Source organism: Cupriavidus sp. 21MJTG02-4, assembly GCF_057798975.1.
Genome location: NZ_JBYOJP010000009.1, coordinates 30,483 through 56,765 on the forward strand (window position 1 = coordinate 30,483; position 26,283 = coordinate 56,765).

The window sequence follows — 26,283 nt, forward strand, 5'->3', positions numbered from 1 at the left end:
TCTGCTGCGTGCCGCGTCATTCCGCCGAAATACCCATGTCGCGGATGACCTTGCCCAGCCGCTCGTAGTCCGACACGTTGACTTTCTCGAGCGCCGCGGGGGCACCGCCGACCGGCAGCGCGCCGAAGGTCGCCATCTTTTCCGCGACGTCCGGCAGCTTGATCACGTCGTTGAGTTGCGCGTTGAGGATCTTCACCACCTCGGGCGGCGTGCCCTTGGGCGCCATCACGCCATGCCATGCGCCGACCACCACGTCCTTGTAGCCGAGCTCGGCCAGCGTCGGCACGTTCGGCAGCAGCGCGGAGCGCTTGGCATCGGTGATGGCCAGCGCGATCAGCTTGCCCGTGTTGATGTACTGCGCGACCGGGCCCAGCGTGACGTAGGCGAAGTTCACGTGACCGGCCACCACGTCGTTGACGGCCGGCGCCACGCCCTTGTACGGCACGTGCTGGATCTTCACGCCGGCGGCGCGGTTCAGCATCTCGCCGGCAATGTGCATCGGCGAGCCGGCGCCCGGGCTGCCATAGGTAAAGTTCTTGCCGGCCTTCGCGGCGGCGATCATCTCCGGCACCGTCTTGACGCCGGCGGCCGGATTGGCGACCAGCAGCACCGCCTGCACCGCGGTCTGGATCACTGGCGTGAAGCCGTGCAGCGGGTCATAACTGGCCGCCGGGGCCAGCTTGAGCACCATTGGCGCTAGCGTGAACGGGTTCGGCGTATAGAGCAGCGTGTACCCGTCGGCCGGCGCGCGGCTCACGAACGAGGTCCCCACTACACCCGCCGCGCCGGGCCGGTTCTCCACGATCACCGGTTGCTTGAGGCGCGCGGACAACTTGTCGGCATACAGCCGCGCCATGGCGTCGGTATCACCGCCCGGCGGATAGGCGACGACCATGGTCACGGTCTTGGTCGGATAGGCTGCGGCGGCGGCCGTGCTGCCCGCGGCAAGCGCCAGTGCCGCCATGGCACTGGCGGCAAGGAAAAGTCGGCGGTCTCGTTTCATCAACAGCTCCTGTGGGGCGCTCCGCGGCGGGAATCTGGTCGGTTGTGCTCAACGCGAAGACAGGGGGTGGCTCGATGGGAAACATCTCTACGGATGTTTTATTAGTAAAACGTATGCTCACTACCGGAACGTTCACCTATCGTAGGTCGAGTTTATTGACTACTCAACTTACGTTAATCCCCTATTGACACGAGTACGTTTGCATTTTTCAAAACGCTAAGGCGCAATGTGCACGCAAGCGGGCAAAGCGTTCGCCCGTGAGACAATCTGGCGCCCTCCGCGCCGCTTGCAGCCCGTCCGCGCGGCACATGTGCCCAATCCATCTCAACTGGAAAAACTCAATGACCCGAAAAACCGGGCCTGCAACAGGCCAGCAAGTTCAGCCGGCGCCCCGCACGGACGACAGCCCCTGGACGGAACTGGACGAAGCCGGCAGCGGCCTGACGGTGGACAACTTCCTGACCACCATGCTGAGCCAGCTCATCACCCGGCTGAGGAGCACGGTGACCCAGCCCTATGCCGAACAGTTCGGGCTGACCGTGCCGGAATGGCGCATCCTGGCGCTGCTGGCCTACGCGCGGCGGCTGCCCTTCGCGGAACTGGTGGTGCAGTCCACGTCGGACAAGGCGCTGGTCAGCCGCACGCTGCGGCTATTGGAGGAACGGGGGCTTGTGTTGCTGGAGACGGAAGGGAACACGCCGCGCAAGAAGCTGATCTGCAGCGTGACGGAAGCCGGGATTGCCCTGCATGACGAGGTGATGCCGCTGGCGCGGCGCGGGCAGGCGGAGGTGATCCGGCAGCTGGAGCCGGAGGAGCGGCGGGCGGTTTATCTGGGGTTGAAGAAATTGCTGAAGGGGCAGGGATAAGGGGCGCCTTTCCCTGCCCCACTTGTGAAAAATTAACGGCCTCTTCCCGGCCACTTGATGGGTGCGCTTCAGCATGGCACTGCCCATTCGGCAGTGCCGGACCCTATCCGGCTATACCGCCGCTGTGGCTTCGATCCCATCACCAACTTCACTGATCCGGTCTGCCAGCAGCGATAAGGCGGCCTGGCACAAACCTCTCAGTGCATCGGCGCTGGTCGGACGCAGCGCCACGATCCCGTCATCCTGGGCATTGCAATCGCTCTGAGTGAGCAGAGTCAGGACACAAGCTGCGCCACATACGACTGAGTGGGCGTGGTCCAGCAAGGTGAGCAACAACAGTTGCCGGGGAATGGACAGGGAATCCGTCCGCGCCGCGCGCAGGGTTTCGGGACTGAAGTAGGAGATTGGCTCGTCGAGCGATGGCGGGATGGAGGAATCGGAATCGATGGCAGATTGATACGCACTGTCGATCCGGTCGTTGATGGAATCGGGCATTGCTGACCTCCGTAACGTGTGAGCAAAAGCACCACCACTCTTTGTTACGTGAGGTGGCGGGCCTGACGGCGGGGGTGAGAGCCGGGTTCACGGTAACCGGTCCAGCCGAAGCTGGCCCCGCCCGGCCCGCCGTAAAATCATTGCGTGCACAAGCGCATCGGGAGGACGAATGATGGCTCGCGTCACCATTCGCCTCAACGTGAACCGGGCTCTCACACCCGACCCCTGATGTATCAGGAGCCCGACCAGTCTAGGGAACCCTGCCGTTCACACTCAAGTTCGCGATTGTGAAAGATCGATGCGACCAGTCAATCGCAGAATGCTGTGAAATTTAAGACATCGGGCATTGAGGGAATGGTGGGGTCGGGGGTTCAAGATGGCCTGGTGGGTCCCCAGCTGGCCACACCGACCCATAATGAGTTCACGGCGATTTCGTGGAAGGCCGGGTTCGGCCATGAGCCGGCCTTCGATGCTCGGAACACAAAAGGCTGCTTCTGGGTCCACTACCGCCGTTCGGCTGGCTGTCGCGAGCTACGGACGGCGCGCCCGCGCGAGCTGAAGTTGCTCGAGACCGTAGCGCAAGCTGCAGGCTGGAACCAGCCGCTGGCATCGGCCGCGAGCGCGCGGGCTTGCGCTACACGACTTATTTGGCTCGGTGGTGGCGGAGGTGTCTCTGAAGGACGACAGGCCGCGCGTGCATCGCGTTGTCTGCTCCGTGGACTGCGGCACGGTGGTGAATCAAGTTGCGCAGCAGATGGAACGCGGGATCATATTCGGGCTGACCGCGGCGCTGTACGGCCAGGTCTAGATCAAGGGCGGGGCAAGTTGTGCAGAGCAATTTCCCCGACTATCCGGTGCCGAAGATGGTGGAGTCACTGGTGATAGAAACCCACCTCGTGCCCAGGAACCTGGCGGCGTCGGCGAAATGATGGTGTAACGGGCTTCTCTCTCGGCCGATCAGCCGCCAGCGAACCAGCCGCTGCCACGGACTCAGCGCACCATCGCTACAACCCCATTGCCTGGGTCAAAAACGCTATCACATCGGCTTCTGATTTTTTTCCCTGCTCGGGACTGGCGCCGGCGGAGACGCCTCGGCTAATGCAGCGCTTGTATTCGGCGTCCATCGCCTGGAAGCTGGGGTATTTCTCACCGCCCGGCAGGCGGTAATACCTGTCGTGCCGAGCGTCAAGGAGAATCTGGGGGCAATCCCGGAGCGTCGTGGCACTGGGGAAATACTTGAAGTAGACGCGCGTATTGTCGAAATCGTGATAAGCCCCGGGGTAGACGTGCACCGCTACCGGCTGTCCATCTCGCTTCATGGTGTCCGCGGCACTGAAGCACGGCTGCGCTGGCGTGTAGTCATCCTTCTCGCCCACAGCCAACATCAAGGGTGCGCCACTCAACGAGGGTGGCGGGACCTCCCACCACAGTTGGGTGCATGAGGGGTAGAAACCGATCAATGCGACGAACCGTGCATCGTCGTCAATGACACCCTTACGGAACGATTCGAGCACCAAATCCATCGCCACGTGCCCGCCGCGCGAAAATCCGATCTGCCCGATTCGTTGCGGATCGATACGCGGATCCGTACTCAGCAGTTTCAGGGCAAATAGTGCATCGGCGTCGTTGGCGGCAGGGCTCAGTTGCGACTGGTCATTCATGGTGTTGGCAATCCCGCGCCCGCCAAACGAATCGACCACGAACGCAGCCACTCCCATCTGGTTGAATACGCGTACCCATCGGTCGGTGTCCTTGTCCTGTACGCCCGCCGACCCGTGGGAGATCACCATGGCTGGAACCCTGCCCTGGACACCCTCGGGCAGATACAGCGTGCCCCAGATTGTCGTCGGCTTCGGGTCGTACTTGCGATGGACCAGCTCCCATTTGCTCTTCGGGGTGACGCTGTTGAAATAGATCTTTCCGGCTGGCCTGGACGCGAGGTCGTTGTAGATTTCCTGCGCCAGTGCCGGCAACGAAATTGCTGCGGCGAGGCTGATAGCGAGCAACTGGCGCAGCAAGCTGGCTTCAAACAGGGTTCTCATGGGCTTTCCGCGTGGCAAGGTTGCCCACTCTACCGCAATTGAGGGCGACCGAATGCGCCAAGCGGGCTCGTCTGCCGGTTGGATGAACTTGCGCGCTGGATGGCGTTATCCGCCCTGTCCAATCCAATCATTCTCAGCCAACTCGGCGAGGCCGAGCGGCGGTTGTACATCGGAAGTGGTCGTTACGGCGTCTCGAGCTCAAAAGGCGGTTCAGCGTCGATCAGGGACGACCGCGGTCTCGCGGGGATGGCTGACTGCCCTAGGTCACTGTAAAAGATGCCTGTCGCCTATTCGGCCAATGTTCCGGCCACACCTTTTTCTGATTTATCCTTGCGCCGCGCGTGGCGTGCACTACGCTTTAGAAGCACCTTATAGCGCACGGCCATTCCGGCGCTTAAGAAGCCGCTTCCTGGTATGCCCGGCCACCCTCAGAGAAGGAAACCATGCGAAAACTCCTTGCCGTAGTCGCCCTGATGCTTGCCATGGCCCACCCTTTGCACGCACAGGTGAAGCCATATCCGCCGGGCTTTCGCAATCAGAATATCAAGACTGACGGGGCTACCTTGTTTGTACGTGTAGGTGGCAACGGGCCGGCGGTGGTATTGCTGCATGGATTCGGCGACACGGGCGACATGTGGGCACCATTGGCCGCCGAGCTGGCGCGCACACATACCGTGGTGGTTCCTGACCTGCGGGGAATGGGGCTATCGTCACACCCCGACGGCGGCTATGACAAGCGCACGCAGGCTGGCGACATCCGGTCGCTACTGGCTCAACTGAATATCGATCAGGCCGACGTGGTCGGCCATGACATTGGCACGATGGTCGCATTCGCCTATGCGGCGCGCTATCCGGACAAGGCAAAGCGGCTGGTCGTGATGGATGCTCCGGTGCCGGGGGTGCCGCCGTGGGAGCAGATCGTCCGTATGCCGGCTCTTTGGCATTTCTCTTTCGGGGGCCCCGATGCGGAGCGGCTGGTAAAAGGCAGGGAGCGAATCTACCTGGACAGGTTCTGGAATGAATTCGCAGGGGATGCCTCGAAACTCGACGAGGCGACACGGGTTCACTACGCCCGGATATATGCGAGGCCGGGTGCCATGCATTCTGCGTTTGCGCAATTCCTGTCGATTCCGCAGGACGCCGAGGACAATCAGAAATCGCTGGCGACCAAGTTGACCATGCCCGTGCTGGCGATTGGCGGCGAGAAATCCTTTGGACATAACGAGGCAATAGTCATGCGAAACGCTGCCAGCAACGTAAAGGAACTGGTCATTCCCAATGCCGGACATTGGCTGATGGAAGAGCAGCCACAAGCCACCGTGAACGCCATCGTAGATTTCCTCGCGCAATAGCGTCAGGTCTGACCACACTGAGGACCCTGTTCGTGATGCACGAATTTTGGTCAGAATGCAAAACTCCCGCCGACGGACCAGAGTTCCGCAAAAGCTCGCTTCCCGTTGTCGAAGGCGCCGAGAGGCTGCATAGAAGTGCACTCGCGTTCCCGTTTACGAGTCGGTGGCATCAGACGGCCCGATAGGCGGTCGACTCTTACCGGCCGAGGTTGTGTGAAAACACTAGAGCATGTGAGTACTGAGATGAGCCTGCACGTGCTCGCATACAATCTCAAACGCGTAATCGGGGTGCTAGGGATCGCCAAAATGATGAAAGCGGTAAAGCTGGCGGGAGCATAAGCCCTTCTTAGCGATCTTTTAAGGCTCGTGGGGCGCTTCAAAGCCAATTAAGAAGGCATTACCGCCTTCGGTGTCGAATCGGCACTGAATCGACAGCGAAAAGGGAGCGCCAGGTGCGACCTACATATATGGACGCGACCATGGCAGTCAACTGAGCGTTTCCACACGGCCTCGGCCATGAAGAGACCCTCGTCCGATGCGTCATCGAGACGTTCGCATGGCAGCCCTCAGTAAGCGGTCGTTTGATCTCCGAGAGACAGCGTCGCGCCATCGAACACCCCCTGCACATGTTACTGCGCGAACGCGTAAGCAATTCAGAAACCGATTGGTCGAGATCTTTACAGACCTTCCCCGCTGGCACCACGAAAATCAGACGGACTGACGCCATTGTCCCGACGAAAGGCCCTGCTGAAATTGGCTACATCGGTGAATCCGAGACGGTAAGCGATCTGAGAAATCGGGAGCTTTCCCTCAAGCAGAAGGTTTCGCGCGCGCCGATTACGCACCTCGATTGCGAGATCGCGGAAGCTGCTTTGTTCTTTCTTCAGGTAACGGTCAAGGGTGCGCGCCGAAATGCCGAGCAGGCCGGCAAGTTCGTCCAGCGTAGGCTGGCTTTCCTCCGCTTCGTTCAACATCATGACAACCCATTCGGCCCAGTTCCCCTGTTCGCTGTACCTCTGCAGCAGTGCGCGGCATCGCTCCTCCGCCATGCGAACCGCATGCACGTCGGCCATCGGAAGCGCTGCGTCCAGGCTCCAGGTGTCGGCCGCCAAGCGGATCTCCGGTAGCGACGACGCGGCGAAATGCACGCGCGCGGGCGCCAGTTCGCGATAGCGTGCCACATGCGGCGGTGCCTCCATCGAGAGATAGATATCGTAGACCGATGAAGGGTTCTGCAACAGGGACCTGCATTGCAGGTGCGTCGAAACGGCAATCGCCTCTTGAAGCAAATTTAGCGTTTCCCTGGCCATTGGCAGCGCCGGCCGGTAAATGATTTCCGCATGATGACCGGTGCGCTGATAACTCATCCTGAACATAGGCGTCAGCAGCCTGTAATAGCGGGAACACAGGCGCAGCAGTTGGTCCAGGTTGGGGCAGGAAAGCAGTGCATACCCCAGGATATCGTGCGAATTCAGCTTGAGGCGGCGCCCCCACTCGAAGCCGATGTCGCTACGTCCGGTCACGCGCAGCGCTTCTGCCAGTAAGTCATCGATCTGCTGCGTGGTGAGACCGAAATCCGTTTCCCTGAACCGGTCAGGATCAATGTCGGCCGCGCATGCCAGCTCGCGCAGCGAAGTGCCTGCGGACTTGAGGTAATCGTCGATCAGCAAGAAATAGCGGGCCGGTACCAGGGTACGGATGGTTGCTTTCATGTTTTGCGAACGCATGACAGCAACAAAGTTGCCCAAGCGTGACATCAGTTACTGTCTGAAAATGATAGCTGGCTGTCTGAAAATGACAAGTACGGAGGTGGGCTCACTCGCCAGAATGGGAATGCCAAAGCCGAATCCGCTCCCGGAACAAGGCGACATATCAGGAGAGAGAGTCTATGTTGTTCGAATCCATCAATACCGGTTGCCTGGATGGCAACGACACCCCGTGGATGCCCTTTGCTCCGTACAGCCACGACGTGATGATCAAGTACTTCAAGATCGATCCGGTCCGCGGGGAGACCATTACGCTGCTGAAGGCGCCCGCCGGCATGGAAATGCCGCGGCACCATCACACCGGTACGGTGATCGTCTACACCGTTCAGGGGAGTTGGCGCTACAAGGAGCACGATTGGGTCGCCCATGCTGGCAGCGTCGTCTACGAGACGGCATCCACCCGGCATACGCCTCAGTCTGCGTATGCAGAAGGTCCTGACATCATTACGTTCAACATTGTGGCGGGTGAACTGCTGTACCTCGACGACAAGGACAACATCATCGCGGTCGAGAACTGGAAGACCTCGATGGATCGCTACCTCAACTACTGCAGGGCCAACGACATCAAGCCCAAGGACTTGTCTACCTTCGAGGGCTGATCTTTTCATCTGCGCGCTTTGCGGTTCGCGCAGTTTCATCGAGCATTGCCCGTCGTCGGCGCCGTGCTGACATGCGCGGCGACATGCAGGAGGCTATCCGTGAACTGGTGTACTGGTTGGCCGGTACGCGAAACCGACGTACCACCTTAAGCGCCACGCAAGCTGGTCAGGTCAATGACGATCAATGACACGAGAAGAACGGCTTTCTCGAAGCCGCAAAATGAATCGTAACGCCACAAAAGAGACAGGAGGAAACATGACTGCATGGGCTCGCACGAAGGGGCTTCGGCGCTTTCTGGCTGCGCTGATTGGCACAGCCGCCATTCAGGCAAGCGCAGCCGCGGCGCCGCCAAGCGCTGCCGACGTACAGAAGATCGCGACGGAGGCCTATATCTACGCCTACCCGATGGTGCTGATGGAGGTGACACGCCGCGTTTCAACCAACGTCGACGCCGCGGATCCCAAAGGCGGAATCCGGGCGCCAATGAACCAGTTCGCGCACGTGGCGAACTTTCCGGACGACAAGTTCGACACGGTGGTTCGCCCGAATGCGGACACACTGTACTCGTCGCTCTGGTTCGACGTCACGCGCGAGCCACTGATCATCACCGTGCCGGATTCGGGCGACCGCTACTATCTGCTTCCGGCGCTCGACATGTGGACGGACGTCTTTACTTCTCCCGGTACGCGCACCACCGGGAATGGTCCGCGGCAGTTCGCCATTGTCGGACCGCGCTGGCATGGCAAGCTGCCGGCCGGCATGGCCGCCTATGTCTCGCCGACAGCCGTGGGCTGGATGATCGGGCGGACGCAGACCAATGGCGTTTCGGACTATGCATCCGTGCACAAATTCCAGGCTGGCCTGAAGGCCACGCCGCTCAGCGCCTGGGGAAACCCGCGATACGTGCCAGCCAAAAGCAGGAAGGATCCGCAGCAGGACATGAGCGCGCCGATGGAACAGGTGGCAAGGATGGACGCCGCGAGCTACTTCACGATGTTCGCCGAACTGATGAAGAACAACCCGCCGCATGCGAACGACTATCCGGTTCTTGACCGCATCGCGCACATAGGGCTGGTGCCTGGGCAAGCCTTCGAGCTGAACCGTCTGGCACCGGACGTTCAGACTGCGCTCCGGGACGCTCCGGCGGCCGCGCGCAAGCAAATCGCCGAGGCGCTGCCCCGTGCCGGCTCCGTGAGCAACGGCTGGAGAACGATCGGGAATCCAATCGGCACGTACGGCACCGACTACCTGCGCAGAGCGATGGTCGCTTTTGCCGGGCTAGGGGCAAACACGATCGAGGATGCAATCTATCCCATTGCGCTGACGGATGTCGACGGCAAGCCTTTCGACAGTGCGGCGAAGTACGTGATCCATTTCGATAAGGAGCGGCTGCCTCCGGCCCGTGCCTTCTGGTCCCTGACGATGTACAACGACCGCCAGTTCTTTGCTGCCAATCCGATCCACCGCTTCGCCATCGGGGATCGAGATCCGGTCAGGTACAACGCGGATGGCTCGCTGGATTTGGTGATCCAGCGCGACCCGCCCAAGGACGCCGAGTCCAACTGGTTGCCGGCGCCCGCGGCAGGCAACTTCTCGATGAATCTCCGCCTGTACCTGCCCATGCCTGAGGCGCTGGACGGTACCTGGAAGCCGCCGACGGTCCGACGCATAGCAGGCTGATAACGGATGCCCGCATGCCGGGTCTTCCGGTAGCGCGTGCGCTCTTGCCATTGAACAGCCCGAGTGCGGTTGTGGATTCAAGCGGTCGATGGCAAGGGCCGTTTCGAACTCGGCCAAGACTGACCTTCATCGACGGCTACGCCGGCGAGACCGCGGCGCGTGCCAAGAACGCCCCACCTTCGGCTAGGGAAACCCTCTAGTCCATTCCAACGATTCACCATCAGCCCCCGCTCTCTACCCTGTCCTCACCGACACACGCCCCGCGTGCCTGGTCCCCGACAGTGCGCCGTAGAGCCCATCAAAACGGTCCTACTGCCGCCATCGGGAAAAAGCCGACGGCTTCCTACCGGCGCGGGCGCCGCCGGGCAATTCCTTACAAGGAGCGAGACTTCAATGACATCCCCAACAAAACGCCTGTTGCGCGGCAGCGTGCTGGTCACCAGCATGGCACTGGCCGCGGCATCGTGGGCAGCGGCCACCCCGGAAGAACTCAAGCAGCTTGACAGCACCCTTACTCCCATGGGCGCGGAGCGTGCCGGCAGCAAGGACGGCGACATCCCCGCCTGGTCGGGCAAGTGGCAGGGCACTCCGCCTCACGTCAAGTACCAGCGTGGCGACCGCTATCCCGACCCGTATGCCGACGAGAAGCCGCTGTTCGTCATCACCGCGCAAAACATGGCGCAGTATGCCGAGCGCCTGAGCGAAGGCGAGAAGGCGCTGTTCAAGAAGTACCCCGACACCTTCAAGATGCCGGTGTACCCGAGCCATCGCGACTTTCGCTATGAGGACGCCGCGTACAAGGACATCCGCACCTACGCTACTACCGTCAGCATGACGCCCGATGCGAATGGCCTGAAGGATGCAGGACCGCAGGTGCCGTACCCGATTCCGAAGACGGCCATGGAACTGCTGTGGAACCAGCGCTTCTCCGCGGCCATCGGCACCGAGAAGGCGCAGTACGACCAAGCCGTGGTCTATCCGAACGGATCGATCGCTTGGGGCCGGGTCTCATACAGCATTTTTTCACCGCGCAACAACGGCAAATTTGACCCGAAGAACCCCCTCAACGAACGCACCTTCTTCCGCACGGCAACCGACCTGCCCTTGCGTGACCGCGGCCAGGTGATCGTCGGGTATGCCGTCTGGGACCAGGAAGGCTCGGACACCAACCGGACGTGGATCTACAACCCTGGCACGCGCCGCGTACGCCAGGCGCCGGAGTTCGGCTTTGATCAGCCCCAGGGGCCCGGCGGCTTCCGTACGGTGGATGATGACCGGCTGTTCAACGGCTCGGGCGAGCGGTACAACTGGAAGATCGTCGGCAAGAAGGAGATCTATGTCCCGTACCACACCTACAAGCTGATGAGCGCTTCGGTGAAGTACAAGGACCTGCTGACGAATGGACACGCCAACCCGGACGTCATGCGCTACGAGCTGCATCGGGTGTGGATACTGGAGGCTACGCTGAAGCCGGGGTTCCGACATCAGTACGCGAAACGGGTGCTGTATCTCGACGAGGATACCTGGCAGTCGGTGGCCGCCGATAACTACGATGGGCGCGGGCAGCTGTGGCGTACCAACCTCCAGGCGCTGGTCTATGCGTATGATGCGCGCCGCTTCTCTGCAGCGACGGTGTTTTATCACGACCTTATCTCCGGGGCGTACCTGGCTGACCGCCTGACCAACGAGGGGCCGATGGCGAAACTCAACAGCAATCCGGAATTCAGCGAGGCGCTGTTCTCGCCGGACGCGGCGCGCGGATCGGGCACCTGATCGCGGCGCATTTCCTGACGGGCGAGCCCTTCGCCTGGCGGATCCACCCACTACGCCCTTGCCGCACGGCAAGGGCGTTTTCGCTTTGTCGCCGGTTCGACAAGTGCGCCGGCGCAGCGCCGGTAGCGATCGTCAGCGGCCATGCGCCTCCTTGAGGGGCTGAGGTCCGGCATGGGAAAGTTTGGCAGAGAAGGACGGGTGTGAATCAGGGGTGTGCCCGATTCCCGAATGTACGCGCCGGCAGTAGCCTTCCGGTACACCACAAGAAATGAGGCCCAATGTCTGACCGTCTCCTGAAATCACCGCGCCCGTCACGCCCTGCCGTGCTTGCTCTGACGATCTCCGCCACAGCCGGGTTGCTCGCCGCTTGCGCGGGCAGCCTGCCCGGCCAGGCGGCGAAGGTGCCCGAACTGCGCCCCGGCGTTCCCGCGGGCTACCTGGTGCCGGAAGCCCGACCCGACAGCCTGGCGCTATTGCCGCAGCCACCGGCGATCGAGTCGGCGGCCTTCGCGCTGGACCAGGACACGGCAAGGCTGGCCCAGACCCAGTGGGCGAAGTCCGGCTCGGCGCGCTGGAAGCAGGCGCAACTCGACGCGGACCTCAGCTTCCCGGCCGCGGCAGGAACCTTTTCCTGCGCACTGAACGCCCCTGTCAGCGAGGCGCAGACGCCGCGCCTGTATATGCTGCTGCGGCGGACGTTGGTCGATGCGGGCCTGGCGACCTACCGCGCGAAGGACCGCTACAACCGCACGCGCCCATTCGTGGCTACGCACACGTCGTCATGCACGTCCGCCGACGAAGCCAAGCTGTCCAGGGACGGTTCCTACCCGTCCGGCCATAGCGCCGCCGGCTGGGCATGGGCCCTGGTATTGACCGAGATCGCTCCCGATCGCACCGACGCCATTCTGGCGCGCGGTCGTGCCTTCGGGCAAAGCCGCGTCGCCTGCAACGTGCACTGGCAGAGCGACGTCAACGAAGGCCGCATGGTCGCGGCGGCCACTGTGGCTCGCCTGCATGCCGATCCGGTATTCGAGGCCGATCTGGCGGCTGCGCGCGACGAGCTGGCCAAAGTGAGCGCCCAGGGGCTGCTGCCGAACCGGGACTGCGCCGCAGAGGCTGCCGCACTGGCGACAAACTCGTGAAGCAATACCAAGCGCCCGCGTCGGTTGACGCGGGCCGCGTTCAGCCATCTGCCTGATTGCAGAGCGCGCCCGAGCGGGAAGCGGAGCCATGATTGCAATGCCGCAGGCGATCACGGCAGCGCTTCGACCTCCGGCATCCTGAAGCGTCCCTCGAGAATTTCCGCCTTTGGCTCATACGCCCGCGCAAAGAGCTGGAACCTTGAGCCGTCGGCCGGGGCGGGGAGCCAGTTCGAGCGCTTGTCCTCGGACGGTGGCGTGGACTGGATCCAGATGTCGAGGCTGCCGTCGGGATTCGTCTTCAGACCGGTGCGGCTACCCACGTGGTAGCGGTTGATCGGATTTGCCGCGAGGAACTGGCCGTCCTTTTCGAATGCATACAGCGCCACGGACCAGAACGCGTCGGCGGGCAGTCCACCCGTCGCGAAATGCAGGCGGTAGCTGCCTGTGCCCTTCAGCGGCTGGCCTTTCGCGTCGTTGAAGGTCATCCAGTAATCGGCTTCGGCAGGCGCCACGCCAAGCATGCCCTTGCCCACGGACAAGGCCATGGCGCGCAGCGCGTAGTCGAGCATCTGCGTGGAACCGAGCTTCGAGCCCGGCGGGTTGTACTCGATCCAGCCGTTCGCGCGGCCGGCCGAGCGGTACGCGGCGAGGAACTTGCCTTCGAGCGACGGATACGTCGCCGTCCACTGCGCCTTGACACTGTCGGGCAACGCCTCCCAGCTGCACGCCGCACCGCAGATGCCGATGGCCCGGTATTTCGCCAGGACAGGCGCGTCGCGCTCGGGTGGCGGATTCATCGCGATCATCTGGTTGACGACGTCGACGAAACTGCTGCCGTCCCGCGGCACGGGCTGCACGCGTGCCGTCGCGGCTTCGGCAGGCGTGCGTCGCACCGGGGTAAAGCGGAAGCCGTCCTGCACGGCGTTGGCGGCGGCCTGGTCCTCCGGTCCGTCGATCAGCACGCGCAGGTTGACATAGACATCGTTGGTGGGGGCCCGCAGGAGCTGCGTCCCGGCCGGAACGGCGCCGTGCCAGTCCGGACCCGCGACGAAGTAGCGCTGGGCGTGCGTACCGGTGGTCCGGTGGCCGGCGTAGAAAAACGTGTTCGAGTAGAAGTCGATCAACGTCAGCACGTAGTACCGGCTGTGCGTCTCGGGCGTGTCGAGCCAGACGGGGCCCCGCGACAGGTCGAGCCAGGCGGTCGAGTACAACGCGTCGACGATGGGTGCATCCGCCCACTTGTCGTCGGGCGTCGCGCTTGCCCGCGAATGGGCGAAATGGTTCAGCGTCGTGCTCGTCCTGGCGTCGCGCGTGTTGAGCGCGATCCAGCGATATTCGGACAGCTTGTAGAGCGGGTAGGCGAAGTCGTAAGCCTCCTGCATCAACTGCTGCCAGGACGGCGCCGCGGTCTGCGCCGTCGCCGGGACGGCCACACCGGAAACCGTGGCAAGCGCAAAGCCAAGCGCCGCGCGTGCCGGCGAGGTTCGCCCGACGCGCGCCGTATGCTGCTGTTTAGTCATCAGATGTGCTCCGAGAAACCCCACCATTCATGAACAACACGTTGCCGGGCAGGAAAGCGGCATCCAGCCCGCACAGGACGGCAATCGGCGCAGCCACCTCTTCCGGCCGACGCCGCTCACCACAACGGTCCTCATGGTCAGTCCTCGAACACGTGCCGCAGCACCGGCGGCTCGATGTTGGCCAGGTTCATCTCGACTACGCGCCGCGCCACGCTGGACGGCCGCACCTGCTCCACGTCGGTGTAGAACTGCTGGTACCAGTCGCGCATCTGGTAGATCGGCCCGTCGCCTTCGCACAGCAGCGGGTTGTCGATGCGGACCTTGCTGTCCCAGATCGCCACGTCCTCATAGAACGCACCGCGCGCCTGCTCCACATAGGCTTGCGCCATGGCGCGGTTCTGCTCTTCCGACAGCCCCGCAATCTTCTTCACCAGCACGCCATAGCGCAGCACGAAGCTGTTCTGGTCGATCGGCACGTGGCAGTTGAGCAGGATCGAATGAATCTGCTGGTCGCCCATCTGGCCGGTCATCTCGGTAATGTGGTACGCCGGTCCGAAGTAGGTGGACAGCGCCGTCAGCCGCGCATCGCCGGACAGGCGCGCGCTGCGCCCGATCATCAGTTGCGTGGCCTTGTGGTCTTCGAACAGGTTGGCGAAGTAGTCGACCGGCGAGCCATGCACCACGCCAAAATGCGCCATGTCGGAGATGTTGTCGACCAGCTCGCGGCAGTTGGTGCGGATCACCATCTCGTCGATGGCCCAGTCCGACCACTCCGGCGAATAGCAGGCGTCGATGCGCGGGATGGCCACTTCCGGCGGCGCCGGGCGGCCCTCGGGATCGTTCCAGATGAACAGCAACTTGTTCTGCTCGCAAGTCTCCCAGGCGCCGACACGCGCCTTGGGCGGCACGCGCTTGCAGTAGGGGATGGATTTGCAGCCGCCATCACCGCCCCACTGCCAGCCGTGGAACGGGCACACCAGGTTGTCGCCCTCCACGGTGCCGGTGCTGAGGTCCGCGCCCATATGCGGGCAGTGGCCGTCGATCACGCGGATAGCGCCGGTCGAGTCGGCAAACGCGGCCAGGCGGCGGCCGAAGATGTCCAGTGTATGCGGCTTGCCATCGCGGTAGGCATCGGCCAGGCCCAGGCAGTGCCAGCCGCGTGCGAAGCGATTCTCCGGCGGTCGTGATTCGATCTTGTAGCCGCTGATGCCGCTGGTGCCGCTAGTGCCGCTAGTGCCGCTAGTGCCGCTAGTGCCGTTCGTGCTCATGGTGTCTCCTTGATATCCCGTGGGGAACTTCAAGATAAGAGCGTCCGGCCGGCGGCTCATCGTCCCATCGGACTACTGCAGTGCGACAACACGCGTCAGCGCCGGATCGTTGCCGGGACCATGCACACAGCTCACGCCGGCAGGATCGTAGATGCGCGCCACGCAGCCATTGCAGCTGTCGCAGGCCGAGCGCTGCACCGCGCCGCTGTGCCAGTGGGCGACCAGCGCGGGATCATGGATCAGCGCTCGGGCGAGCGCGATGCCGTCGAAGCCCTCTTCCATCAGTTGCGCCACGTTGCCGATCGACTTCACGCCGCCGACGTAAGCCAGCGGCATGCGCACCGCTTGCCGCACCACGCGCGACGCTTCCAGGAAGTACAGCTCGCGGAAGGCCAGGTCGCGGGGCGTGCGCTGCTCCAGCATAGTGATGCCAAAGCGCGCCAGGGCGGTCGGCGCGGCGGCTTTCATCTGTGCGGTCGGCATCGGGCTGCCGAACAACGCCCACGGGCTTTCCACGTTGCGGCCACCACTGAGCGTCAACAGGTCTGCCCCTTCCGCTTCAAGGATGCGCGCGGTCTCGGCGGAGTCGGCTGGCTGGTTGCCGCCCGGCACGCCGTCGCTGACGCTGAGCTTGCAGCACACCGCCATGTTGGCACCGACAGCATCCTTTACCTGCCGCAGCACCGCCGCCGGGAAGCGCGTGCGGTTCTCCACGCTGCCGCCAAAGCGATCGCGCCGCCGGTTGCTCAGCGGCGACAGGAACTGGTTGAGCAGGTAGCCGTGCCCCATGTGGATTTCGACCGCATCGAAGCCGGACTCGCGCGCGAGCCGCGCCGCCGCGGCGAACTGGCAGGCAACGCGCGCCATATCGGACTCGCGCATGGCGCGCTGGAAATACACGCCATGCATCATGCCGAAGGCATTGAGCCCGGACGATGCACTGCCCGGCGCGCGGCTGCCGCCGTGGCGCATGGTGGTGAACGAGCCCGCGTGGGTGATCTGCAGGCAGGCCGCCGCGCCTTCGCGATGCACCGCGTCGGTCAGCACGCGCAGGTGCGGCACCTGTTCCGCGCGCAGGCTGAGCTGGTGCGCAAAGGTCAGGCCGTCGTAGGCCACGGCCGCGTAGGCCACCGTGGTCATGCCCACGCCACCCGCGGAAAGATCCCGGTGATGCCTGACAAGCGCCTGCGTCGGCAAGCCATGTGGGGTCATGCCCTCGTTCGCGCCCGCCTTGATGAAGCGGTTGCGCAGCGTGAGCGGGCCGATGCGCAGCGGCGTGAACGCCGCCGCCGCGGATGCCGGGGTATCGCGCATCATGTCTCTCCGGTGTTCCCTGCGAGGATCAGGTCGCGTCCGACTTCAGCGCGTGGGCCGGCGGTACGGTCTGGCCGCTGGCCGCCGCAGCAGCGGTGCGCGCCGCCGCGCGTGCGCGCTCCTCGCCCTCCACACCCAGCCACGCGGCCAGTGCCGGCAGCAGCGATACCGCGCCGAACAGGTTCACCAGGAACATGAAGGCCAGCAGGATGCCCATGTCGGCCTGGAACTTGAGCGCGGCAAAGGCCCAGGTTCCCACGCCGATGCACATCGTCAGCGCGGTGAACAGCGCCGCGGAACCGCGCTGGCGCATGGCTTCGGCAAACGCCTGCGGCAGCGCCTGCCCCTCCTCGCGGATCTGGTGCTGGATGCGCTCGTACAGGTAGATGCCGTAGTCGACGCCCACGCCCACGCCCAGCGTGATGACCGGCAGCGTCGACACCTTCAGGCCAATGCCGAGCCGCGCCATCAGCGCATTGCACAGCACCGACACCAGCGTCAGCGGCACGATGATGCACAGCACCGCGCGCCACGAGCGGAACGTCAGCAGGCACAGCAGGGTGATCGCGCCGAAGATCGCCAGCAGCATCGCCACCTCGGCCTCTTCCACGGCTTCATTGGTGGCCGCCATCACGCCGATATTGCCGCCCGCCAGGCGGAACGCCACGTTGGGCGTCTTGTCGGTGGCATTGAAGCGGCGGATCTCGCGGATGATGTGGGCAATGGTCGCGCCCTCATGGTTCGCGGTGTAGATCAGCACCTGGATGGCCTGGCAGTTGGACGTGTTCATGCCATTGTCCGGGTCATAGGCCTTGGCGCCCTGGCCCAGGCCCTCGCTGCTGCGCGGCAGGGCTTCCCAGCGCGGGTTGCCTTCGTTGTAGGCGCCGATGACCACCTTGGCCAGCGACGACACGCTCACCACCGACTGCACGCCGGAGACGCCGCGCATATGCATCTCGAAGCGCTCCACCGCGCTCATCACCGGGTAGTGCAGGCAGCCATCGTCGAAGCCGGTTGGTTCCACCACCACGGTGAGCGCATCCGAGCCGATGTTGTACTGGCTCACGATGCTGGCGCTGTCGCGGTTATAGCGCGAATCGGCGCGCAGCTCCGGCGCACCGGTTCCCACATCGCCGATCTTGAGGCCGCGCGATGCAATGGCACCGCCCGCCAGCAGCGCCAGCGCGGCCAGGAACACGCACAGCGCGGGCGCCGGGCGGGCCAGCGCGCCGAACTTCTGCCACACTCCGCCACTCCCCTGCCCCGTCTCCCGCGCACGCCGCGCCTGTGCGCGGGCCAGCGCCGACGGCTCCAGCGTCGTGTACGACAGCAGGATCGGCAGGAACACCTTGTTGGTCACGATCATCAGCAGCACGCCCAGGCATGCGGTAATGCCCAGCTCGCGCACGATATCGATCTCGATGCGCATGATGACCATGAAGCCCAGCGCATTGGTCAGCAACGCCACCGTGCCGGGAATGAACAGATTGCGAAAGGCTGCGCCGGCACTGTCCAGTGCATCGAGCCCCTGCACCACCTCCTGCTTCCACGCATTGGTCATCTGCACCGCGTGCGAGACCCCGATCGAAAAGATCAGGAACGGCACCAGGATCGACATCGGATCGATGCCATAGCCCAGCAGCGGCAGCAGGCCCAGCAGCCAGCATACGGGCAGCAGCGCCACCACCAGCGACAGCACGGTGATGCGCAGCGAGCGCGTGTACAGCCACAGCAGCAGCGCCGTGACGGCGAAGGCCAGCGCGAAGAAGCCCATCACGCCCGCGATACCGTCTTCGACATCGCCTACCAGTTTGGCGAAGCCCACCACATTCACTTCGACATCGGTGCCGCTGAACTGCGCGCGGATCTTCTCCAACTGGTGCGCCACCGAGCTGTAGTCGATGGTCTTGCCGGTGGCGGGGTCGGTCTCGCGCAGCTCCGCGCGGATCAGCGCGGACTTCAGGTCATTGCTGACCAGCCGGCCGATCTGGCCTGAACGCGCCACGTTGCGCCGCACCTTGTCGAGTTCCTCCGGCGCGCCGGAAAAGCGGCCGGGCACCACCACGTCGCCACGGAAACCGGCCTCGGTCACCTCGGTGTAGCGCACGTTGGGCGTGAACAGCGAGAACACGCGCGAACGATCCACGCCGGGGATGAAGAACACTTCATCAGTGGCGTGGCGCAGCTTGTCCATGAAGGCGGCGTTGTAGATATCGCCGTCGCCCTTCCAGCGCAGGCTCACCAGCACGGTATTGGCACCGGAGAAGGTGCTCGCGTACTTGGTGAACACCTGCATGTACGGGTGCTGCAGCGGGATCATCTTGTTGAAGCCGGGATCGAGCCGCAGGCGCGTGGCGGAGAAGCCCAGCGCCATGGTCACGGCCAGGCATATCAACAGCAACAGGCGGCGCCGGCGCATCAGCACGCTGGCGCAGGCATCGACGAAGCGGCCCAGGCGGCCGGGGGAGTGGGGGCGGGTCATGGTGGTTCTCGCGTTCGTTCGTGCGGGTTCTGCGGGATTCAGCGCGTGGCGGCGAGCGTGGTGCCGGCCAGGCCGCCGTTGCCACCGAGCGCCAGCGTGTCCTTGCCGGTGGGGATCAGCGCGGCCAGTGACTGCGGACTGCCGGCCGGCAGCGCAGCGAAGTGGCGGCCGCCGTCGGCGGACATCACCAGCATGCCGCCCTGCCCGGCCAGCACGATGCGGCCATCGGGCAGCTCGGCGCCGCCGAAGAATGAAGTCCTGAGACCGGTTTCCGCAGCCTGCCAGGTCGTGCCGAAGTCCTCGCTGCGCAGTGCGTTGCCGCGCATGCCGTAGGCCAGCCAGGCGCCGTCGCGCAGCGGCAACACGCCGTACAGCGAGCCTTCATACGGGGTCTTGAGCGGCTCCCAGTGGGTGCCACCATCGGTCGAACGCAGCACCAGGCCGGCTTCGCCGACCAGCATCAGGCGCCCCTGCGCGTCGGCGGCGATGGCGTTGAGGTGGCGGTCCTGCATGGCCTTGTCGGGCGCGGCTTCCCAATGCCTGCCCTGATCGCGCGAGACCAGGAAGCGGCCAAAGCTGCCAACGGCGAACCATGCCCCGTTGGCCTGGGCCAGTGCGCCAAGCAGCGGGTCGGAGGATTGCTGATCGAAGGCAACCTGCTGCCAGTGCGCGCCACCGTCTTCCGTGCGCAAGATCAGGCCGCTGTGGCCGACCGCAATACCCTGGCGGCGGTCGGCAAAGGACACTTGCGTCAGCGTGGCGCCTTGCGGCTTGTCCACCGCTGCCTGGCGCCAGTTGCGCCCCAGGTCATCACTGAACAGGATCTTGCCGCGCTCGCCGACTGCGACCAGGCGTTCGCCGGCACGGGCGACGCCGTTGATCTGCAAGCCATCGGGGCGCAGCGCGGAGGCGGGGAACGGCGGCAGCGGACGCGGCGCGAAGGCCCATACCGCGGTGGCCAGCACGGCCACCGACATGGCGATGCCGATCAGTCGTTTCATGATGTCTCCTCCGTGTGGAGTGGTGGCAGGCGGCCTCGTGGCGTGCCGGTTCCTGCGAGGTTGTGAGCTTGGGTGCATGGCAGGCGCCGCCGTTTCGCCGGCGTAGCCGGCGAGTCACTTTTTGTCCGAGCGACAAAAAGTAACCAAAAAGCGCGTTTTCCTGCGGGCACAAGCCCAAGCACGTGGGGACCACCTCCTTCGAAACCGCTGAACCGGGAGTGGCCCCCTGTCTGGGACTACAGGACGTCGAACAGCGCTGCGGCACCCATGCCGCCACCAATGCACATCGTCACCACCGCCTGCCGCACGCCGCGGCGCCGGCCTTCGATCAGCGCATGCGCCGTCATGCGCGCGCCCGACATGCCGAACGGATGGCCGACCGAAATCGCGCCGCCGTTCACGTTCAGCCGCGCATCAGGGATGCCCAGCTTCTGCTGGCAGTACAGCACCTGCGAGGCGAAGGCTTCATTCAGCTCCCACAGCCCCACATCTGCCACCGTCATGCCGTAGCGCGCCAGCAGCTTCGGCACCGCGAACACGGGGCCGATGCCCATTTCGTCCGGGGCACAGCCCGCCACCGCCATGCCGCGATAGCGGCCCAGCGGGCGCAGGCCGCGGCGGCGCGCTTCGTCGGCGCTCATCAGCAGCACGGCGGCGGCGCCGTCGGACAACTGCGAGGCATTGCCCGCAGTGATGTGCTCGCCTTCAGCCACCGCCTTGCCGCCACTCCAGACCGGCCTGAGCGCCGCGAGGCTGGCTGCCGTGGTATCGGGCCGGTTGCATTCGTCCTGCGCCAGCGTCACGCTCTCGTGGCCCGTCATTACGCCAGCCTTGTCGAACAGCGCGCGGCGCGTTTCCAGCGGCACGATCTCGTCGTCGAACGCGCCGCGCCTTTGCGCGTCGGCGGTGCGCTGCTGGCTGCGCCAGGCGTAGGCGTCCTGCTCGGCACGGCTGATGCCGTAGCGGCGCGCCACCACCTCGGCGGTCTCGATCATGGCCATATACGCGGCCGGCTGCCGCGCCAGCACCGCTTCGGACTGGGCGCGGAAACTGTTCTTGTGCTTGTTCTGCGTCAGCGAGATCGATTCCGCACCACCGGCGACGATGATGTCGGCCTCGCCGCACTGGATCGCACGGGCACCCGCGGCGATCGTCATCAGGCCCGAGCCGCACATGCGGTCCATGGTCATGCCCGGCACGCTGTCGGGCAGACCTGCCGCGACCGCGCACAGGCGGCCCAGGTTGTAGCCCTGCGTGCCCTGCTGCGCGGCGGCGCCGATCAGCACGTCGTCGATCTCGGCCGGGTCCACGCCTGCGCGCTCCACCACAGCGCGCACCACGTGGCCGCCCAGCACCGGCGTTTCGGTATCGTTGAACGCACCGCGGAAGGCCTTGCCGATGGGGGTGCGCGCGACGGCGACAATGACTGCTTCATTCATGTTCGATTCCCTCTGCTCAGAAGTAGTAGCGGCTGATCGTCTCGGCCACGCAGGCGGGCTTGGCCTCGCCCTCGATCTCCACCGTCATGCGCACCACCGATTGCACGCCGCCCGCCAGCGTCTCGGCCTGCACCAGTTCGCCCACGCCGCGCACGCGCGCGCCGACGCGCACTGCGGCCGGAAAGCGGACCTTGTCGCAACCGTAGTTGACGCCCCACTTCAGGCCTTCGACGGTGACCAGTTCCGGCAGGAACTGGTTGACCAGCGCCAGCGTCAGGTAGCCGTGGGCGATGCAGGCGCCGTAGGGGCCTTGCGCGGCGCGTTCCGGGTCGACGTGGAGCCACTGGTGGTCGCCGGTGGCATCGGCGAACTTGTCGACCTGTTCCTGGGTGATGCGGGTCCAGGCGCTCTCGCCGAGGCGCTGGCCGACAGCGGCGTGGATATCTGCGGCGGAGCGAAAGATTCTTGGCATTGCTGTTTCCTCAAGCCCTCTGACTACTCACCGGCAACACCTCCCCGGTCATGTACGACGCATACTCACTAGCCAGAAACACCATCACATTGGCCACCTCCCACACTTCCGCCGCGCGCCCGAACGCCTCGCGCTCGCTCAGCTGGCGCAGCAGGTCCGCCGGCGCCGACTTCTTCAGGAAGTCGTGCAGCGCGATGCTGGGCGCCACCGCATTGATGCGCACGCCAAACTCGGCCGCCTCCATCGCGCTGCAGCGCGTCAGCGCCATCACGCCGGCCTTGGCCGCGGCGTAGTGCGACTGCTCCTTCTGCGCACGCCAGCCGAGCACCGAAGCGTTGTTGACGATGGCCCCGCGCCGGCGCGCCTGCATGTGCGGCAACATCGCGCGCGTCATGCGGAAGGTGCCGGTGAGGGAAATATCGATGACGCGCGACCACTCGGCATCGTCCATATCAACTAGGCGCCGCGAGCCGCCCAGCCCGGCGTTGTTGATCAACACGTCGGTGCCGCCAAGCGCCTCTTCCGCGGCGGCCACAAGTGCGCGCACCTGCGCTTCGTCCGAGACATCGCAGAGCTGGCCGTAGACCGCCTGCAGTCCCGTTTCCGCGCGCAGCCGCGCTACCGCTTCGTCCAGTCGTTTGGGATGGACGTCGGAAATCATCAGCGCGCGGCAGCCCTCTTCCGCGCAGCGGCGCGCGGCGGCAAAGCCGATGCCGACGCCCGCGGCTGCGGTGATGAGAACGCTCTTGCCGGCGAGCAGCTGGTGGCCGGGCACATAGGCCGGCGCGGCCGGTGCTTCGTAGTTCTGTGTCATGACTGCCCCCTGGCTTCGCGCGGCATGCCGAGGCCGCGTTCGGCGATGATGTTGAGCTGGATTTCGTTGGTGCCGGCGTAGATGGTGTCGGCGCGCGAGAACAGCGCCATCTGCTGCAGGCGCGTGCGTCGCGCATCGCTGGCGTCGAGCACATTGGCCAGCGGGCCCAGCACGTCCAGCGCGAGCTGGCCCAGGTCGCGGTGCCAGTTGGACCAGTAGTACTTGTAGATCAGCGCCTCGCGCTGCAACGCGGTGCCGCCGTCCTGGCCGGCCTGCGCCGCTCCAGCCAGCATGCGCAGCGCGTTGGCGCGCATTACGCGCAATCCGGCCCAGGCGCGCGCGATGCGCTGGCGCACCAGCGCGTCGCGGCTGCTGCCGTTGTCGCGCGCGGTCTGCGCCACCCACTCGAGCTCATGCGTGAACTGCATTTGCTGGCCGAGCGTGGAGATGCCGCGTTCGAAGCCCAGCAGCGCCATGGCGATGCGCCAGCCGTCGCCGGGTTCGCCCAGTACGTCGGCGGCCGCGGCGCGCGCGCCGTCGAAGAACACCTCATTGAACTCGGCGCCACCGCCCATCTGCCGGATCGGGCGGATCTCGATGCCGGGCTGGTCCAGCGGCAGCATCAGGAAGATCAGCCCCTTGCTGCCGCGCGAGCCCGGCTCGCAGCGCGCCAGCACGAAGATCCAGTCCGAATCGTGCGCGAGGGACGTCCACACCTTCTGGCCGCTGACCAGCCAGTCGCCGCTGGCGGCATCGCGCACCGCGCGCGTGCGCACATTGGCCAGGTCCGAGCCCGCGCCCGGTTCCGAATAGCCCTGGCACCAGAACGTGGTGCCGTTGCGGATGCCGGGCAGCAGGCGCGCCTTCTGGTCCTCGGTGCCGAAGGCGATCAGCGTCGGGCCGATCAGGCCTTCGCCGATATGGCCCATGCGGCCCGGGCCGCCGGCGCGCGCGTATTCCTCATGGAAAATCACCTGCTGCATCACCGGCAAGTCACGCCCGCCATGCGCGCGCGGCCACCCCAGGCCGGTCCAGCCGCCTTCGGCCAGGCGCCGTTCCCACGCCTTGCGCAGTTCGGGGAAGGCGTCTTCATCGCCGGGACCGCCGCGGTGTTTCAGGCAGGCGAATTCGCCGGCCAGGCTGGTGACCATCCATTGGGCCACCTCGGCGCGGAATGCCGACTCTTCATGCGAGGTCATGCTGTCCTCCAGTCTTGCGAGCCGCTATCGGCGTATCGACGAAATCCGCCAGGTATGCGAGCGCGGCACCGGCGCCGCCCAGCCAGTGGCTGGCGGCCTGCGCGCGCTTGAAATAGAGCTGGGGGTCGTATTCCCACGTGAAGCCGACGCCGCCATGCAGCTGGATGGCCTCCTGCGCGCCGAAGCGCAGCGCTTCGTCGGCCGCGACGGCGGCGGCGGCGATTTCAATCCGGGCATCCGCCATGTCAGCGGCTTCCCATGCCTGCGCCGCGCCATACACTGCCGAGCGCGCCGCCTCGACCAGCACCATCATCTGCGCGCAGCGGTGCTTGACCGCCTGGAACGAGGCGATGGCGCGGCCGAACTGGACGCGCTCCGACGCATAGGCAACGGTCAGGTCCAGGCACTGCTGGGCCGCGCCGAGCTGCTCCGCGGCCAGCATCAGCTTGCCGTGCCACCAGGCTTGCGCCAGGCCTCGCGCCGCGGCGTCACCGCGCGCAAGGCAAGCATCTGCGCGTACCGGCAGCCCGTCGAGCCGCAGCGATGCCATAGGCCGCGTACGATCGAGCGTATCGTGCAAGGTCATCGAAAATCGCGCCTCGCCGGCCAGCGCAGCGGGCTCCAGCAGGAACAGCGCGGGCTCGCCACCATCGAGCATGGCAGGCACCAGCAGCCAGTCGGCGCCGACGGCGTCGTGGACCTGCGCGGCACTGCCATGCAGCGCAAAGCCATCAGCGTGCGCCGGCGCGGCGATCGCTTCAGCGCCGTACCGCCAGCCGCCATCGGCTGGCAGCACCGCGGCCGCGCGGCATTCGCCCGCGCCCAGCCGTTCCAGCCACTGCGCACTGTCGCGCTCACCCAGCGCAGCGTGCAGCCATGGCGCGGCGACGCAGGCCGTGGACCAGAACGGCACGCACGCCAGGCGCTGTCCGAGCTGCTCCTGCAGCAGCGCCAGACCGGGCGCGCCGAGGCCGGCCCCGCCGACGGCTTCCGGCAGCGCGATGCCGCACCAGCCAAGTTCGGCCGCGATTGCCTGCCACAGCGCCTCATCATGCGCCGCGCCCGCCTCTGTCACGCACCGCACGGCCGCCGTATCGCTATGCGTGGCAAGGTAGTCGCGCGCGCTGTCGCGGACCATCTGGAGTTCTACGGAGTTGGAAGAATCCATGGCCGTCGCGCTCAGGTGCCGTAGACCGCTTGCGGCGGCTCGGCCTGCGCCAGCAGGCCCGCCACCGCCGCGCCGACTTCCGCCGGCTGCCAGCGTGCGCCCTTGTCGGCCTTCGGCCCGGTGCGCCAGCCGTCGGCCATCGACACCATGCCGCCGGCCGCCTCGAACATGCGCCCCGTGACCTGCGCCGAATCCGCGCTGCCCAGCCACACCACGAGCGGCGCGACGTTGGCCGGATCGTAGTAGTCAAAGCCGCCCTCCGGCGCCTTCATCATGTCGGCGAAGACCTGCTCGGTCATGCCGGTGCGCGCGGCCGGCGCCAGCGCGTTGGCGGTAATGCCGTAGCGGCCCAGTTCGGCTGCCTGCACCAGCGTCAGCGCGGCAATGCCCGCCTTGGCCGTGGCGTAGTTGGACTGCCCGACCGAGCCTTGCAGGCCCGCGCCCGAACTCGTGTTGATGATGCGGGCGTCGACGGCGCGCCCGGCCTTGGCCGCGTCGCGCCACCGTTTGGCCAGCAGGTTGGCCAGGCAGAAGTGGCCGCGCAGGTGGACGCGCATCACCTCGTCCCAGTCGGCCTCCGTCAGGCTGAGGAACATGCGGTCGCGGCAGATGCCTGCGTTGTTGACCAGCACGTGTACCTCGCCGAAGGCTTCGACCGCCGCATCGACGATGCGCTGCGCCGTGGCCAGTTGCGTGATGTCGTCATCGCTGGCCAGCGCAGTGCCGCCGGCCGCGCTGACTTCCGCGCAGACCGCCTCGGCCGCCTCGCGCCGGATGTCGTTGACGACCACATTGGCGCCCTCGGCGCCGAACGCCAGCGCATACGCGCGGCCCAGCCCGCCGCCGGCGCCGGTGATGATGACGGTGCGTCCGTCGCAGATTCCCAT

21 protein-coding genes and 1 pseudogene are annotated in these 26,283 nt (G+C 65.3%); 7 read left to right on the top strand and 15 right to left on the bottom strand.

Annotated features, from left to right (window positions below; all coding sequences use genetic code 11):
- Positions 1 to 16: 16 nt before the first annotated feature.
- Positions 17 to 1,003, bottom strand: coding sequence for a Bug family tripartite tricarboxylate transporter substrate binding protein (locus AC3FKH_RS18700; protein ID WP_488677325.1), 987 nt, complete (start codon positions 1,001 to 1,003; stop codon positions 17 to 19).
- Between the two features lie 341 nt (positions 1,004 to 1,344).
- Between AC3FKH_RS18700 and AC3FKH_RS18705 the strand changes: the two genes are divergently transcribed.
- Positions 1,345 to 1,869 (top strand): MarR family winged helix-turn-helix transcriptional regulator, encoded by a 525-nt coding sequence (locus AC3FKH_RS18705; RefSeq protein WP_488677326.1) that lies wholly within the window; start codon positions 1,345 to 1,347, stop codon positions 1,867 to 1,869.
- A gap of 111 nt (positions 1,870 to 1,980) precedes the next feature.
- Here AC3FKH_RS18705 and AC3FKH_RS18710 read toward each other — a convergent pair whose 3' ends face one another.
- Complete coding sequence (locus AC3FKH_RS18710) at positions 1,981 to 2,364, bottom strand: hypothetical protein (protein WP_488677327.1); 384 nt, start codon at positions 2,362 to 2,364, stop codon at positions 1,981 to 1,983.
- 525 nt (positions 2,365 to 2,889) lie between these two features.
- On the opposite strand from AC3FKH_RS18710, the pseudogene AC3FKH_RS18715 reads away from it, so the two are divergent.
- Positions 2,890 to 3,266 (top strand): annotated as a pseudogene (locus tag AC3FKH_RS18715) (molybdopterin cofactor-binding domain-containing protein); the annotation flags it as partial.
- A gap of 102 nt (positions 3,267 to 3,368) precedes the next feature.
- On the opposite strand, the gene AC3FKH_RS18720 reads toward AC3FKH_RS18715, so the two are convergent.
- Positions 3,369 to 4,406 (bottom strand): dienelactone hydrolase family protein, encoded by a 1,038-nt coding sequence (locus AC3FKH_RS18720; protein ID WP_488677328.1) that lies wholly within the window; start codon positions 4,404 to 4,406, stop codon positions 3,369 to 3,371.
- Positions 4,407 to 4,849: 443 nt separating this feature from the next.
- Here AC3FKH_RS18720 and AC3FKH_RS18725 point away from each other — a divergent pair, with 443 nt between their 5' ends.
- Entirely contained in the window at positions 4,850 to 5,758 is a 909-nt protein-coding gene (locus tag AC3FKH_RS18725; RefSeq protein WP_488677329.1) for an alpha/beta fold hydrolase, read from the top strand.
- 677 nt (positions 5,759 to 6,435) lie between these two features.
- Here AC3FKH_RS18725 and AC3FKH_RS18730 read toward each other — a convergent pair.
- A complete protein-coding gene (locus AC3FKH_RS18730) occupies positions 6,436 to 7,470 on the bottom strand; it encodes an AraC family transcriptional regulator (RefSeq protein ID WP_488677330.1) in 1,035 nt (344 codons plus the stop codon).
- Between the two features lie 176 nt (positions 7,471 to 7,646).
- Between AC3FKH_RS18730 and AC3FKH_RS18735 the strand changes: the two genes are divergently transcribed.
- From AC3FKH_RS18735 to AC3FKH_RS18750, 4 genes are all read left to right on the top strand, one after another.
- Positions 7,647 to 8,123: a 2,4'-dihydroxyacetophenone dioxygenase family protein gene (locus AC3FKH_RS18735; RefSeq protein ID WP_488677331.1), complete on the top strand. Its 477-nt coding sequence runs from the start codon at positions 7,647 to 7,649 to the stop codon at positions 8,121 to 8,123.
- 220 nt (positions 8,124 to 8,343) lie between these two features.
- Positions 8,344 to 9,804, top strand: a complete 1,461-nt coding sequence (locus AC3FKH_RS18740) for a DUF1254 domain-containing protein (RefSeq protein ID WP_488677332.1) — start codon at positions 8,344 to 8,346, stop codon at positions 9,802 to 9,804.
- Positions 9,805 to 10,197: 393 nt separating this feature from the next.
- Positions 10,198 to 11,577, top strand: a complete 1,380-nt coding sequence (locus tag AC3FKH_RS18745) for a DUF1329 domain-containing protein (protein WP_488677333.1) — start codon at positions 10,198 to 10,200, stop codon at positions 11,575 to 11,577.
- Between the two features lie 278 nt (positions 11,578 to 11,855).
- Positions 11,856 to 12,719, top strand: coding sequence for an acid phosphatase (locus AC3FKH_RS18750; RefSeq protein ID WP_488677334.1), 864 nt, complete (start codon positions 11,856 to 11,858; stop codon positions 12,717 to 12,719).
- Between the two features lie 110 nt (positions 12,720 to 12,829).
- Here AC3FKH_RS18750 and AC3FKH_RS18755 read toward each other — a convergent pair whose 3' ends face one another.
- From AC3FKH_RS18755 to AC3FKH_RS18805, 11 genes are all read right to left on the bottom strand, one after another.
- Entirely contained in the window at positions 12,830 to 14,239 is a 1,410-nt protein-coding gene (locus AC3FKH_RS18755; protein WP_488677335.1) for a DUF1254 domain-containing protein, read from the bottom strand.
- 137 nt (positions 14,240 to 14,376) lie between these two features.
- A complete protein-coding gene (locus tag AC3FKH_RS18760; RefSeq protein ID WP_488677336.1) occupies positions 14,377 to 15,507 on the bottom strand; it encodes a 3-ketosteroid-9-alpha-monooxygenase, oxygenase component in 1,131 nt (376 codons plus the stop codon).
- A gap of 72 nt (positions 15,508 to 15,579) precedes the next feature.
- On the bottom strand, positions 15,580 to 16,821 hold the full coding sequence (locus AC3FKH_RS18765; RefSeq protein ID WP_488677512.1) for an NADH:flavin oxidoreductase: 1,242 nt from the start codon (positions 16,819 to 16,821) through the stop codon (positions 15,580 to 15,582).
- A 28-nt stretch (positions 16,822 to 16,849) separates the two neighbouring features.
- The gene (locus AC3FKH_RS18770; RefSeq protein ID WP_488677337.1) at positions 16,850 to 19,303 is read right to left on the bottom strand and encodes an efflux RND transporter permease subunit; all 2,454 of its coding nucleotides are present in this window, start codon (positions 19,301 to 19,303) and stop codon (positions 16,850 to 16,852) included.
- Between the two features lie 38 nt (positions 19,304 to 19,341).
- The gene (locus AC3FKH_RS18775) at positions 19,342 to 20,304 is read right to left on the bottom strand and encodes a WD40/YVTN/BNR-like repeat-containing protein (RefSeq protein WP_488677338.1); all 963 of its coding nucleotides are present in this window, start codon (positions 20,302 to 20,304) and stop codon (positions 19,342 to 19,344) included.
- Positions 20,305 to 20,540: 236 nt separating this feature from the next.
- Positions 20,541 to 21,743, bottom strand: a complete 1,203-nt coding sequence (locus AC3FKH_RS18780; RefSeq protein WP_488677339.1) for an acetyl-CoA C-acyltransferase — start codon at positions 21,741 to 21,743, stop codon at positions 20,541 to 20,543.
- Between the two features lie 16 nt (positions 21,744 to 21,759).
- A complete protein-coding gene (locus tag AC3FKH_RS18785; RefSeq protein ID WP_488677340.1) occupies positions 21,760 to 22,215 on the bottom strand; it encodes a MaoC family dehydratase in 456 nt (151 codons plus the stop codon).
- 10 nt (positions 22,216 to 22,225) lie between these two features.
- A complete protein-coding gene (locus AC3FKH_RS18790) occupies positions 22,226 to 23,029 on the bottom strand; it encodes an SDR family oxidoreductase (protein WP_488677341.1) in 804 nt (267 codons plus the stop codon).
- Positions 23,026 to 24,228, bottom strand: a complete 1,203-nt coding sequence (locus tag AC3FKH_RS18795) for an acyl-CoA dehydrogenase family protein (RefSeq protein ID WP_488677342.1) — start codon at positions 24,226 to 24,228, stop codon at positions 23,026 to 23,028. Before AC3FKH_RS18795 ends, AC3FKH_RS18790 begins: the two co-directional genes overlap by 4 nt.
- Positions 24,215 to 25,396, bottom strand: a complete 1,182-nt coding sequence (locus AC3FKH_RS18800) for an acyl-CoA dehydrogenase family protein (RefSeq protein ID WP_488677343.1) — start codon at positions 25,394 to 25,396, stop codon at positions 24,215 to 24,217. The genes AC3FKH_RS18795 and AC3FKH_RS18800 overlap by 14 nt, the downstream gene beginning before the upstream one ends.
- 11 nt (positions 25,397 to 25,407) lie before the next feature.
- Entirely contained in the window at positions 25,408 to 26,283 is an 876-nt protein-coding gene (locus AC3FKH_RS18805) for an SDR family oxidoreductase (protein ID WP_488677344.1), read from the bottom strand.